Origin of the sequence: Actinoplanes subtropicus (assembly GCF_000721705.1) — a bacterium.
Lineage (GTDB): Bacteria > Actinomycetota > Actinomycetes > Mycobacteriales > Micromonosporaceae > Actinoplanes > Actinoplanes subtropicus.
Genome location: NZ_JOJL01000027.1, coordinates 296,173 through 308,656, shown reverse-complemented (window position 1 = coordinate 308,656; position 12,484 = coordinate 296,173). Strand labels below are relative to the sequence as shown.

Here is a 12,484-nt window from a genome sequence, read left to right as displayed (position 1 = left end):
CATGAACGAGCGCGACCGGATCGCGGCCGACCTGCACGACCACATCATTCAGCGGCTGTTCGCCGCCGGCCTGGCGTTGCAGGGCGCTGCCGCGCGGATGGGCGGACACCCGGTGGCGCCCCGCGTCGCCGCGGTGATCGACGACCTCGACGACACGATCGCCCAGATCCGTAGCACGATCTTCGCCATCCAGCACGCCGCGGCCAAGGGCCCGCAGGGACTGCGCGCCCGCGTCCTCGAGCTGGTCACCGAGTCGGCCGGCCCGCTCGGCTGCACGCCCGCGCTGCGCTTCAGCGGACCGGTGGACACCCTCCTGGCCGATGCCGGCGACGTCGTCGACGACCTCACCGCCGTGCTGCGCGAGAGCCTCAGCAACGTCGCCCGGCACGCCCGGGCCGGCCGGGTCGAGGTCGACCTGATCGTCGAATCCGGCGACTCCGACGGTCCGGGCCGCCTCACGATGCAGGTGTGCGACGACGGCGTCGGCCTGGGCGCCAGCACCCGCAGCAGCGGCACGGCGAACCTGCGTCACCGCGCCGAGCACCGCGGCGGCACCTTCACGCTCGGCCCGAACACCCCGTCCGGCACGTGCCTGAAATGGTCCGTGCCGATCTGATCCTCGTCACGTCGTACCGGGCCGGCGGGCCGGAAGCCGGATGACGAAGGCCGCTCCGCCGCCCGGGAGATTCGCCGCCTCGATGGTGCCGCCGTGCCCGGTGACCACCTCCCGGGCGAGGGCGAGTCCCAGGCCGAAGCGCCGGTGGTCGTCGTGCCCGCGAGCGAACCGTTCGAACAGCCGCTCGGCGTCCTCGGGGGCGAAGCCGGCGCCGCTGTCCCGGACAGCCAGCCGGACCTCGTCGGGGTCGTCGAGCCGGTCGAGCTCCACGGTGATGCGCCCGCCGTCCGGCGTGTGGCTGAGCGCGTTGTCGATCAGCGCGGTCAGCACCCGGCGGAGGGCGGGCTCCCGGCCGTACACGATCGAGGGTTTGTCGGGGTCGGTGCGGGTCTCGAGGGCGATGTCGTGGGCGCGGGCCCGCTCCTGGAAGCCGCCGGCGACGCCGTCGGCGAGCACCCCGAGGTCGACCTCGGTGGCCGTCTCCGCCCGGCCGGCCAGGTGCGTGGAGAGCAGCAGGTCCTCGACGATCTCGCCGAGCTGCCGGGTGCCGGCCACCAGCCGGCGGACGTCGGGCGCGAGGTCCGCGCCGCCGGCGCCGGAGCGCAGGTCCTGGTCGAGCAGCTGGGCCCGGGTGTGCAGCTGGGCGATCGGCGTGCGCAGCTCGTGGCTGGCGTCGGCGACGAACCGGCGTTGCCGGGCCAGGGCCTCGCCGAGCGGGGCGGTGGCCCGGCCGGCGAGCAGCCAGCCGGCCAGGGCGGCCGCCGCCAGGCCGAGGAGTTCGGCGGCGCCGAGCGCGGCGAGCAGGCGTCGCGTCTCCGCGTATTCGGCGGCGAGACTGCCGACGACCTGCACGGTGGTCGCGCCGCGCCGGCGGGTGACCACGAGGTAGTCGCCGCTCTGAGCCTCCTCGGCCGGGCCGCCGGCGCGGACCCGGTCGAGGGCCGCGCGGTCGGGGAAACCGGCGGGGGCGTTCCGGGTCGCGGTGAGCCGCCCGGCGGCGTCCAGCCGGAAGATCCAGCTGTGTTCCGGCGGGTCGATCACGTCGTCCTCGGTGGCCGCGGTCTGCCGGACCGACGCGGCCAGGGCCGAGCGCTCCTCGCGCTGGACGACGAGCAGGGCGACGGCGCCGACGAAGAGCAGGATCAGGGCGATCGCCACGGTGTTGCGGACGGCCAGGGTCCGGCGGGCGCGGCGCAGCAACTCCCGGTCGGGGCCGGGGCGGTTCACCGGCGGCCGAGCTGATAGCCGGCGCCGCGCACGGTGGCGATCACCGCCGGGCCGAGCTTGCGGCGCAGGTAGTGCACGTACGTGTCGGCCAGGGTCTCGGTGGTCGACTCGGGGAAGACGGTGGCGACGATCTCGCGCCGGGTGAACACCCGGGCCGGGTTCTCGGCGAGCAGGCGCAGCAGGTCGCTCTCCCGGCCGGAGAGCGTGACCGGCTCGCCGTCCCCGCCGGTGACCGTCCGGGTGATCAGGTCGAACTCGGCGCCGCCGACCGGCAGCACGTGTCCGGCGGGCGCGGCCGGGCGGCGCAGCAGCACGCGGACCCGGGCCAGCAACTCGTCCAGCTCGAACGGCTTGACCAGGTAGTCCTCGGCGCCGCCGTCGAGCCCGGCGACCCGGTCGGCGACCGTGCCGAGCGCGGTGAGGATGAGCGCGGGCGCCGGCACCCCGCTGCGCCGCAGCCGGGCCAGCAGGTCGAGGCCCTCGATGGCGGGCAGCCCCCGGTCGATGATCAGCAGGTCGTAGCGGCGGGTGAGGGCCCGATGCAGCCCGGCCTGGCCGTCGGGGGCCAGGTCGGCGGTGTAACCGGCCCCGCCGAACACCCGAAGCAGCAGCTCGCCCAGCTCACGGTCGTCCTCCACGACCAGCAGGTACGCCACGGGCACCAAGTATGCGGGCCGTCGATGGGAAAACTCCAAGATTCCCGTCCCTAACCTTCTGCGGCATGAACACCGTCAACGGGCTGCCGGCCCATGTCCTGCTGGTGCACGCGATCGTCGTGCTCCTCCCGCTGTCCGCGCTGCTGCTCGTGCTCACCGCCCTCTCGCCGGCGATCCGGCGCCGGCTGGCCGGGCCGAACGCGATCCTGTCCGTGCTGGTGGTGCTGCTGGTGCCGCTGACCACCAGCGCAGGCGAGTGGCTGGAGCGCCGGGTGCCGGAATCCGCGACCCTGCACCAGCACACCGAGCTGGGCGACAGCGCGATCTTCTACGCGATCCCGATCGCCGCGCTGGCCGTGGTCATCTGGTGGCTCCAGCGGCGGACGCAAGCGATGTCCACCGTGGTGACCGGCATCGTGGCGGTGTTGTCGCTGGCCATCGGCGCGGCCGGGGTGTACGGCATCTACCGGATCGGCGACTCCGGGGCCAAGGCGGCGTGGAGCAGCAGCGTGAGCCAGAATGAGTCCGGTGAGCAACCACCCCGATGAACCGCACGACGCCGGCGTCTCCGGCCGGCTGAACTGGTTGCGCGCCGGGGTGCTGGGCGCGAACGACGGCATCGTGTCGACCGCCGGCCTCGTCGTGGGTGTGGCCGGCGCCACCACCGCGACCGGTCCGATCCTCACCGCGGGGATAGCCGGGCTGGTCGCCGGCGCGGTCTCGATGGCGCTGGGCGAGTACGTGTCGGTCAGCAGCCAGCGCGACACCGAGCGGGCGCTGCTGGAGAAGGAGCGCGGCGAGCTGGCCGAGTTCCCCGAGCAGGAGTTCGAGGAGCTCACCGGGCTGTACCGGGCGAAGGGGCTGAGCGAGGCGACCGCCCGGCAGGTGGCCCGGGAACTGACCGAGAAGGATGCCTTCGCCGCGCACGCCGATGCGGAACTGCGTATCGACCCGGACGAGCTGACGAATCCGTGGCAGGCCGCCGGGGCGTCCGCGGTGGCGTTCACCACCGGGTCGGTGCTGCCGCTGGTGGCGATCCTGCTGCCGCCGCCGGGGGCCCGGGTCCCGGTCACCTTCGTCGTGGTGGTCGCCGCGCTGGCCGCGACCGGGTATCTGAGCGCTCGCCTGGGCGGCGCCCGGGCGGGCCGCGCGGTGCTGCGCCTGGTGCTCGGCGGCGCCGCCGCGATGGCCGTGACGTACGGGATCGGCGCGCTGGTCGGCACCGCCGTCGGCTGATCCGGGGACTCCGCTCACGGCCGGGACCGGACGACCAGGCGGTGCGCGCCGAGCAGGCGTGCCCACCACGGCCGCGGGGAGCCGTCGCACAGCGGCGGACAAGCGGCGCGCTTGACGCTGACCCACCCGCCGGGCCCCATCGTGACCCGGCCGATCGCCGTCCGCCGCCGGGTGGCGGCGACCACGGCGGTGGCCGCGATCGTGACCGCGGCCGCCGTGGCCAGGGCGGCGCCGGCCAGCCGGGTGACGTCGACGACCGGGCGGTAGGTCGCCGAGTCCGGCCCTACTATCCAGGCGCCGACCTGGCGGTCGCCGTCCAGCACGGGTACGACGGTGATCTCGCCGGTCATCGGCTGTCCGAGCCGGTTGCCCCGGTCAGGGCCGCGCGGCCGGCCTCCAGCCGGGCGATCGGCACCCGGAACGGCGAGCAGGACACGTAGTCCAGGCCCGCGTCGTGGAAGAAGCGCACCGAGGCGGGGTCGCCGCCGTGCTCGCCGCAGACGCCCACGGTCAGCTCCGGCCGGACCGCGCGGCCGCGTGCGACCGCGATCCGGACCAGCTCGCCGACGCCGTCCGCGTCGATCGACTCGAACGGCGATGCCGCGAAGACGCCCAGCTCCAGGTAGCGGCCGAAGAACGCGCCCTCCACGTCGTCCCGGGAGAAGCCCCAGGTCATCTGGGTCAGGTCGTTGGTGCCGAAGGAGAAGAACTCCGCCGCGCCCGCGATCTGCCCGGCGGTCAGCGCCGCGCGCGGGACCTCGATCATCGTGCCGATCCGGATCGGCGGGGCGCCGGGCACCGAGGCCAGGACCGACTCGGCTTCCGCCCGTACGATCTCGAGCTCCTGAATTGCTCCGACCAGCGGAACCATGATCTCCGGCCGGGGATCGCCGCCGGCGGCCTTGCGGGCCGCGGCGGCCTCGGCGACCGCGCGCACCTGCATGGCGAACAAACCCGGAACAACCAAGCCCAGCCGTACGCCGCGCAGCCCCAGCATCGGGTTCTGCTCGTGCATCCGGCGTACCGCGGCGAGCAGCACGCCGTCCCGCCCGGGGTCCTCGCCCAGCGCCTCGGCCCGGGCGACCCGCGCGGTCAGCTCCTCCAGGGAGGGCAGGAACTCGTGCAGCGGCGGGTCGATGAGCCGGATCGTGACCGGCAGCCCGTCCATCGCCGTGAACAGCTCCTCGAAGTCCTTGCGCTGCAACGGAAGCAGCCCGGCCAGGGCCGCGTCCCGATCGTTGTCGTTCTCGGCCAGGATCAGCCGCTCGACCAGCACCCGCCGGTCGCCGAGGAACATGTGCTCGGTGCGGCAGAGTCCCACGCCCGTCGCGCCGAACCGCCGGGCGCGGGCCGCGTCGGGCCCGTTGTCGGCGTTCGCGTGCACGTCGAGCCGGGCGGTGTGGTCGGCGTGGATCATCAGGCGCTCGATCGCGGACAGCAGCGGGTCGCCGTGCGCGGTCAGCTGGCCCTCGAAGTAGCGCACCACCTTGGACGGGTGCACCGGCACCTCGCCGGCGTAGACGCGCCCGTTCGTGCCGTCGATCGAGATGATGTCGCCGGCGTGCAACGTCCGGCCGCCCACGACCAGCGTGTCGCCGTCGAGCCGGAGTTCCTCGGCGCCGCAGACGCAGGTCTTGCCCATGCCCCGGGCCACGACCGCGGCGTGCGAGGTCTTGCCGCCGCGACTGGTCAGAATGCCCTGCGCGGCGATCATGCCGGGCAGGTCGTCCGGGTTGGTCTCCCGGCGCACCAGGATGACCGGGCCGGTCGCGGCGGCCGCGGCGGCGGAGTCGAAGACGATCGCGCCCACCGCGGCGCCCGGTGACGCGGGCACACCGGTGGTCAGCGGCGGGGGAGCGGTGGCGTCGTCGAAGCTGGGGAACATCAGCTGGGCGAGTTGTTCGCCGGTGACCCGGTGCAGCGCCTCGTCCAGGGTGATGGTGCCCTCGTCGACCAGCTGCGCGGCGATCACGAACGCGGCGGCCGGGGTGCGCTTGCCGACCCGGGTCTGCAGCATCCACAGCTTGCCGTTCTCGATGGTGAACTCGATGTCGCACAGGTCCCGGTAGCGCTGCTCCAGCCGCTGCATGATGGACAGCAACTGCCCGTAGCTCGCCGGGTCGACGGTGGCCAGTTCGGCCAGGCTCATGGTGTTGCGGATGCCGGCCACGACGTCCTCGCCCTGCGCATTGCGCAGGTAGTCGCCGTAGCTGCCGCGCCGCCCGGTGGCCGGGTCGCGGGTGAAGGCCACCCCGGTTCCCGAGTCCTCGCCCCGGTTGCCGAAGACCATGGCCATCACGTTGACCGCGGTGCCCAGGTCCTGCGGGATCCGCTCCTGCCGCCGGTAGAGGACCGCCCGCTCGGCGTTCCACGACCGGAACACGGCATTGATCGCGAGGAACAATTGCTCGTGCACGGCCTGCGGGAACTCGCGGCCGGTGTGGGCCTGGAAGACCTTCTTGTACGCCTCGACCAGCTCCCGCGGGTCGTCGCCGCCCTCGAACTCGCCGGCCGGGATGTCGAACACCGTCCGGCCGAACATCTGGATCAGCCGGCGGTAGGAGTCCCAGGCGAACCGGTCGTCGCCACTCTGCTTCGCCAGCCCGGACACGGTCGCGTCGTTCAGGCCGATGTCGAGGATCGTCTCCATCATCCCGGGCATCGAGAACTTGGCGCCCGAGCGGACCGACAACAGCAGCGGGTCGCGGGGGTCGCCGAAGGTGCGCCCGATGCGCGCCTGCATCTGCCGCAGGTGGTGCTCCACCTCGGCGAGCAGCCCGGCCGGCACCGAGTTCGTGCGCAGGTACTCCCGGCACGCCTCGGTCGTGATCGTGAATCCGGGCGGGACCGGCAGGCCCATCCGGGTCATCTCGGCGAGGTTCGCGCCCTTGCCGCCGAGCAGGTCCTTGAGGTCCTTGTTGCCCTCGATGAAGTCGTACACGTACATGGCCATCACTACCTCCTCCCTTTGTTGGTAGGCCCGCACAGGTCCCGGCGAGTAGGGCCGCAGGTCCCTACTGGCCGGGCCCGGCGGGCGCGACGGTGGGAGGGAAGGAGGCCACCATGAAGGCACTTGTCTACGGCGGACCCGGCCACCGGTCCTGGACCGAGATTCCCGACCCCACGATCAGCGACCCGCGCGACGCGATCATCCGCGTCGACGCGGTCACCATCTGCGGCACCGACCTGCACATCCTCGGCGGCGACGTGCCCGAGGTGCGTACCGGCCGGGTGCTCGGCCACGAGGCGGTCGGCACGGTCGTCGAGGTCGGCAGCGGCGTCGCCGGGCTCGCCCCGGGCGACCGGGTGCTGGCATCCTGCATCTCCGCGTGCGGCATCTGCCGCTTCTGCCGCGAGGGTGCGTACGGGCAGTGCCTCGGCGGTGGCGGCTGGATCCTCGGCCACCTGGTCGACGGGGTGCAGGCCGAGTACGCCCGGATCCCGTTCGCCGACCTGTCCACCTACCACCTGCCCGACCGGGTCGCCGACGAGGCGGCGGTGCTGCTCGCGGACATCCTGCCCACCTCGTACGAAGTCGGGGTCCGGAACGGAAAGGTCCGTCCCGGCGACACCGTGGCGATCGTCGGCGCGGGCCCGATCGGACTGGCCGCCGTGGTGACCGCGCGGCTCTACTCGCCGGCCCACATCGTCGTCATCGACAAGGCGGAGAGCCGCCTGGAGGCCGCCAAGCTGTTCGGCGCGGACGTCGCCGTGCTGGCCGGCACGGAGGACGCGTTGGGTACGGTCCGCGCGCTGACCGGGGGCCTCGGCGCCGACGTGGTGATCGAGGCAGTCGGCACGCCGCAGACCTTCGAATTGTGCGCGCGGCTCGTGCGGGCCGGCGGCCACCTGGCCAACGTCGGCGTGCACGGCAAACCGGCCACGCTGCACCTGGAAGACCTGTGGATCCGCGACGTCACCATCACCACCGGCCTGGTCGACACCTACTCGACGCCGAAGCTGCTCGACATGCTCGTCGCCGGCCAGCTCGACCTCGGCCACATGGTCACCCACCGCTTCGGCCTCGAGGACTTCATGCAGGCGTACGACGTCTTCGCCGACCCCGCCCGCACCGGCGCCCTCAAGGTCGTCCTGTCCCGCTGATCGTCGCGCCACGCTCGACCACCGCTTCGACGACCGCCACGTGCACGGCTCCCGCCTCGGCTTCGGCACCCTCTGAACCCCGACGGAGGATCGCCATGCTCAAGCGTCAGCTCATCGCCCTTGCCGTCGCGGGCCTCCCGCCGCTGCTCGGCGTGATCACCGTGACCACCGCGACGGCGATCGCCGCGGCCGGTGACACCCCAGGCGATCGCCCTGCGGGACGGCCGGGCGACCGCCGTGGACGTCGCCACGCTCGTCCCCGGGACGTCGTCGAGCTGCGCCTGGGCGACATCGTTCCGGCCGATCTGCGACTGGTCGCCACCGACGACCTGGAGTGCGACGAGTCGATCCTCACCGGCGAGTCCGAACCCGCCGGCAAGACGACCGACCCCGCGCCGCACCCGTCCGGCCTGGCCGATCTGACCGGGTGCGCCCTCATGGGAACCGTCGTGCACGCCGGCGCCGGCCGTGGCGTCGTGGTCGCCACCGGCCTCGGCACCGCCTTCGGCAAGGTGGCGGCCGGTCTCGGCGGCCGGCCCGGGCAGACCGCCTTCCAGCAGGGCCTGCGCCGCTTCTCCCGGCTGCTGGTGGTGGTCGCCGGCGTGCTGACCACGGCGATCTTCACGGTCAACGTGGTGCTGCACAAGCCGATCCTGGACGCGCTGCTGTTCTCGCTGGCGATCGCCGTCGGGATCACCCCGCAGCTACTGCCCGCCGTCGTCTCGACCAGCCTCGCCGCCGGCTCACGGCAGCTCGCCCGCCGCCGCGTCCTGGTCAAGCGCCTGGTCTGCATCGAGGACCTGGGCGACGTGGACACGCTGTTCACCGACAAGACCGGCACACTGACTACCGGAAAGATCAGCTTCATGCGTGCCGTACCGGCCCCCGGTGCCGATGTCCACGATCTGTTCCGGGCCGCGTTGATCTGCGGCGACGGCACCGCCGGCGGTGGCGCCACCGGCACCCTCGACGCGGCCCTGTGGCGCTCACCGGCGAGCCGCGCCGACCAGCCGGACGCCCGCGCGGCTCAGGTGGTCGCGACCCGGCCGTTCGACCACGAACGCCGCCGCATGTCGGCGCTGGTCGGCGACCCGGGCGGGACATCCACGCTGATCGTCAAGGGCGCGCCGGAAAGCGTCCTGCCGATTTGCGACGACGTCCCGGACGAGCTGCGGGCCCGGCTCGCGGACGAGTTCGCGGCGGGCAACCGGGTGGTGGCCGTGGCCGTCCGGGACGGGGCCGCCCTGACCACGGCCGACGAGCACGGGTTGCGCCTGCTCGGGCTGCTGGTCTTCCTGGACGCCGCCAAGCCGGACGCCAAGGAGGCGCTGACCCGCTTCGCCGCGCTGGGCGTCACCGTCAAGATCGTCACCGGCGACAACCCCGTCGTCGCCGAGCGGGTCTGCCACGACCTCGGCCTTGCCGCGGGCGGCACGCTGACCGGCGCCGACATCGAAGCGCTCGACGACGCCGCGCTGACCGAGGCGATCGACGGCACCACCGTCTTCGCCCGGGTCGGCCCCGAGCAGAAGGCCCGGATCGTCGCCGTGCGGCGGCGGGCCGGCGGCGACGTCGCCTTCCTGGGCGACGGGGTCAACGACGCGCTCGCGCTGCACGCCGCCGACGTCGGCATCTCCGTCGACTCGGCCAGCGACGTCGCCAAGGACGCGGCCGACGTCATCCTGCTCGAGAAGAATCTGGGCGTGCTGGCCGACGGCATCGTCGAGGGCCGCCGCATCTTCACCAACACCATCAAGTACGTGCTGATGGGCACGTCCAGCAACTTCGGCAACATGTTCTCGGCCGCCGGCGCCTCGGTGTTCCTGAGTTTCCTGCCGATGCTGCCCTCGCAGATCCTGCTCAACAACCTGCTGTACGACGCGAGCCAGCTCGCCATCCCGACCGACAACGCCGACGCCGAGCAACTGCGCCGCCCGTCGCACTGGGACATCGGCTTCATCCGGCGCTTCATGCTCGGCTTCGGCCCGCTCAGCTCGGTCTTCGACTTCCTGACCTTCGCCGTGCTGCTGCTGGTCATGCACGCCTCGACCGCCGAGTTCCGGTCCGGCTGGTTCGTCGAGTCGCTGGCCACCCAGACCCTGATCATCTTCGCCGTCCGTACCCGCCGCACGCCGTTCTTCCGCAGCCGGCCGAGCCTCCCGCTCGCGCTGGCCGCGATCGCCACGGTCACCGTGGGAGCGATCCTGCCGGCCACGCCGATCGCCGGATATCTCGGTTTCGCGCCGCTTCCGTTGTCCTACTACGGAGTCCTCGCGCTGTTCGTCGTCGCCTATCTGGTCATCGTCGAACTCGCCAAGCGGCGGTTCTACCGCCGGGTGCCTCTCGCGGTCCGGTCCCGCCCCGTCCGCCCGGAGCGCCACCTGCGCCGCCGGGCCGCGCGGTTCAGCACCAGGACCGGGCGGCAAGCCGCTGCGGGCCGCCGGCGAGGATCCGGGTCGCCTCGCTCAGGGTCGCCGGTTGAGCCGCCAAACCGCGTCAGCCGGCGGGCGTGACGAGGCAGTGGCCGGATAGGCGGTGACCCGATGCCGCCGGGGGCCTCCTCTGCGAAGAGAGGTTCCGCGGCCGATCGCTCACGCCGACGACGCGCGCGGTGCCCGCCCGCGGGTCTTGATGAGCTCCCGGAGCTGGGCGGCGTTGAACGGCTTGGCGAGGTACCCGGCGGCGCCGAGAGCGGTGAGCCGGTCGATGGTCGCCGGCGCGGCGTCGCCGCTGACGATGATCACGGGAGTCGACTTCGTCTCGATGTTCGCGCGCAGTTCGAGCAGCAGGGTGTCGCCGTCGGTGTCGGTGAGGTTCAGGTCGAGCAGGATGAGGTCCGGTCTCCCGCCGACGGCGAGGCGCAGCGCGGTCGCGCCGTCCGGTGCGGTGTCGAGGACCAAGCCCGGCTCCTTGCCGACGATGCGGCTCACCAGGTCGACCATCAGCGGGTCGTCATCGACGTAGAGCACCCGGCCGGGGAGGAGCATCGTGGCGGGCCGGCCGGGGTTCCGGGCGACGTCCGGTGGGCCGGGCCTCCGCCGGTTCGCCCGCACCGTGGTCAGGACCGCCTCGCGGAGGCTGTTGCGCCGGATCGGCGTGGCGATCGAGAGCCGGTCGGATTGCTCGGCCCGGGCGGCCAGCGCCGTGATCGCGATGGTCGGCGGAGGCCCGGGCGGGTCGGTCGGACGGTCCGGCTCGGTCGCGGTGTGGTCGTCCTCGCCGGCCTCGATCAGCGCCAGGTCGGCCCGCGGGTGTGCGGCGATCGCCTGATCGACGGTCGCGGCGGTCAGTGTGCGGGCGCCCCAGGAGGTGAGGTGGCGGCGGATCGTCTCGACGACCAGGGGGTCGCGGTGAACTACCAGGGCCGTCGTGCCGGCGAGCAGGCCGGCATCCTCCGTGGCGTCGCCGGCGGTGCTCGCCTGGGTCTCGATCGTGCAGGTGAAGGTGGAGCCCTGGCCGACGCTCGACTCGACGGTGATGGCGCCGCCCATCCGCTGGGCCAGCTGCTGGCTGATCGACAGGCCCAGTCCGGTGCCGCCGTGCGACCGGGCGGTGGAGGCGTCGGCCTGCGCGTACGGGCTGAAGATCCGGGCCAGTGTCTCGGCGGGGATGCCCCTGCCCGTGTCACTGATCCGGAAACTCAGCAGGTGGCCGCCGTGCGGGCCGGGGGAGCGGGCGACCTCGACGCCGATCCGGCCGCACGCGGTGAACTTGACCGCGTTGGCGAGCAGATTCACCAGGATCTGGCGCAGGCGTAGCGGGTCGCCGCGAACGACGGTGGGTGTGCCGGCGGCGAACAGCACGGCGAGGTGCAGGTTCTTCTCGGCGGCGCGCAGGGCCACGATGCCGACGGCGTCGTCGACGCAGTCGTACAGGTCGAACGGGATGTCTTCGAGATCGAGACGCCCCGCCTCGATCTTGGACAGGTCGAGGACGTTGTCGATGACTCCGAGCAGGTGATCGCCGGCGGCCCGGGCCGCGCGGGCGTACTGGTGCTGTTCGGTGGTGAGGTCGGTCTCCAGCAAGAGGTCGGTGTAGCCGACCACCGCGTTCATCGGCGACCGGATCTCATGGCTCATGTTCGCCAGGAAGTCCGCCTTGGCTTGACCGGCACCCACCGCGGCGGCGCGGGCGTGTTCGAGTTGTTCCTGGTGCTCGGAGAGTTCGGCGTGCAGGGCCAGCAGCCCGCGGCTGGTCTCCTCGAGTTCCCGGCCGAGCGCCGCCGTGCGGGTGTCCACGATCTCGGCCCGGCCCAGCTGGGCGGTGGCCACGCTCAGCGCGACGGCCAGCAGGCGCCACGGGTCTGTCGCGTCCTCGGCCGCCCCGCTCAGGGCCGCCCAGCTCGGATGCCGGGCTGCGGCGCCGTTGTCGACGGCGACGCCGAGTGTTCGTGTGGTCTGGCCGCCGGGACCGCCGCGCTCCTCGACGGCGTCGACGGCGTCGAGAAGATCTGGTGGAATCGGTGCGCCGCCCTCGGCGGTGGGTCCTCGGATGACGGCTTCCACCCGGGCGCCGCGGGCGTCCTCGACCCGGTCGATCCGGACGAGCGTGGCCCCCGGTGACCGGGCGAGCAGCGCCGCGACCGTGGCTGCCAGCCGGGCGGCCGGCACCGGAGCCAGGCCCGCCGCCCGGCTCATGGCGCGAA

General features: G+C 73.3%; 10 protein-coding genes. 5 read left to right on the top strand and 5 right to left on the bottom strand.

Features of this window, described 5'->3' with window-relative positions:
- The first annotated feature begins 1 nt into the window (after nucleotide 1).
- Complete coding sequence (locus IH26_RS0134865; RefSeq protein ID WP_030440522.1) at nucleotides 2–616, top strand: sensor histidine kinase; 615 nt, start codon at nucleotides 2–4, stop codon at nucleotides 614–616.
- Between the two features lie 6 nt (nucleotides 617–622).
- On the opposite strand, the gene IH26_RS0134860 is transcribed toward IH26_RS0134865, so the two are convergent.
- The gene (locus IH26_RS0134860; RefSeq protein ID WP_030440521.1) at nucleotides 623–1,843 is read right to left on the bottom strand and encodes a sensor histidine kinase; all 1,221 of its coding nucleotides are present in this window, start codon (nucleotides 1,841–1,843) and stop codon (nucleotides 623–625) included.
- Nucleotides 1,840–2,499, bottom strand: a complete 660-nt coding sequence (locus IH26_RS0134855) for a response regulator transcription factor (protein WP_245665782.1) — start codon at nucleotides 2,497–2,499, stop codon at nucleotides 1,840–1,842. Before IH26_RS0134855 ends, IH26_RS0134860 begins: the two co-directional genes overlap by 4 nt.
- Before the next feature lie 65 nt (nucleotides 2,500–2,564).
- Here IH26_RS0134855 and IH26_RS0134850 point away from each other — a divergent pair, with 65 nt between their 5' ends.
- Complete coding sequence (locus IH26_RS0134850; RefSeq protein WP_030440519.1) at nucleotides 2,565–3,047, top strand: DUF2231 domain-containing protein; 483 nt, start codon at nucleotides 2,565–2,567, stop codon at nucleotides 3,045–3,047.
- Nucleotides 3,028–3,735 (top strand): VIT1/CCC1 transporter family protein, encoded by a 708-nt coding sequence (locus IH26_RS0134845; protein ID WP_245665781.1) that lies wholly within the window; start codon nucleotides 3,028–3,030, stop codon nucleotides 3,733–3,735. The genes IH26_RS0134850 and IH26_RS0134845 overlap by 20 nt, the downstream gene beginning before the upstream one ends.
- A gap of 14 nt (nucleotides 3,736–3,749) precedes the next feature.
- On the opposite strand, the gene IH26_RS0134840 is transcribed toward IH26_RS0134845, so the two are convergent.
- Both IH26_RS0134840 and ppdK read right to left on the bottom strand, forming a co-directional pair.
- The gene (locus IH26_RS0134840) at nucleotides 3,750–4,085 is read right to left on the bottom strand and encodes a hypothetical protein (RefSeq protein WP_051809076.1); all 336 of its coding nucleotides are present in this window, start codon (nucleotides 4,083–4,085) and stop codon (nucleotides 3,750–3,752) included.
- Nucleotides 4,082–6,688, bottom strand: coding sequence for a pyruvate, phosphate dikinase (gene ppdK, locus IH26_RS0134835; RefSeq protein WP_030440516.1), 2,607 nt, complete (start codon nucleotides 6,686–6,688; stop codon nucleotides 4,082–4,084). The genes IH26_RS0134840 and ppdK overlap by 4 nt, the downstream gene beginning before the upstream one ends.
- A 110-nt stretch (nucleotides 6,689–6,798) precedes the next feature.
- On the opposite strand from ppdK, the gene IH26_RS0134830 reads away from it, so the two are divergent.
- Nucleotides 6,799–7,839: a zinc-dependent alcohol dehydrogenase family protein gene (locus IH26_RS0134830; RefSeq protein ID WP_030440515.1), complete on the top strand. Its 1,041-nt coding sequence runs from the start codon at nucleotides 6,799–6,801 to the stop codon at nucleotides 7,837–7,839.
- Nucleotides 7,840–7,934: 95 nt separating this feature from the next.
- Entirely contained in the window at nucleotides 7,935–10,352 is a 2,418-nt protein-coding gene (gene mgtA / locus IH26_RS54370; RefSeq protein ID WP_051809074.1) for a magnesium-translocating P-type ATPase, read from the top strand.
- Nucleotides 10,353–10,430: 78 nt separating this feature from the next.
- Here the strand turns inward: mgtA and IH26_RS0134820 are convergent, their stop codons facing one another.
- Nucleotides 10,431–12,476 (bottom strand): ATP-binding protein, encoded by a 2,046-nt coding sequence (locus IH26_RS0134820; protein ID WP_030440514.1) that lies wholly within the window; start codon nucleotides 12,474–12,476, stop codon nucleotides 10,431–10,433.
- Between the last annotated feature and the right edge of the window lie 8 nt (nucleotides 12,477–12,484).

What these genes read in the sequence shown, in the direction of transcription:
- mgtA (WP_051809074.1), top strand. Translation starts at nt 7,935, where the DNA reads ATGCTCAAGCGTCAGCTCATCGCCCTTGCCGTCGCGGGCCTCCCGCCG.
- ppdK (WP_030440516.1), bottom strand. Translation starts at nt 6,688, where the DNA reads ATGGCCATGTACGTGTACGACTTCATCGAGGGCAACAAGGACCTCAAG.
- IH26_RS0134850 (WP_030440519.1), top strand. Translation starts at nt 2,565, where the DNA reads ATGAACACCGTCAACGGGCTGCCGGCCCATGTCCTGCTGGTGCACGCG.
- IH26_RS0134830 (WP_030440515.1), top strand. Translation starts at nt 6,799, where the DNA reads ATGAAGGCACTTGTCTACGGCGGACCCGGCCACCGGTCCTGGACCGAG.
- IH26_RS0134820 (WP_030440514.1), bottom strand. Translation starts at nt 12,476, where the DNA reads ATGAGCCGGGCGGCGGGCCTGGCTCCGGTGCCGGCCGCCCGGCTGGCA.
- IH26_RS0134865 (WP_030440522.1), top strand. Translation starts at nt 2, where the DNA reads ATGAACGAGCGCGACCGGATCGCGGCCGACCTGCACGACCACATCATT.
- IH26_RS0134840 (WP_051809076.1), bottom strand. Translation starts at nt 4,085, where the DNA reads ATGACCGGCGAGATCACCGTCGTACCCGTGCTGGACGGCGACCGCCAG.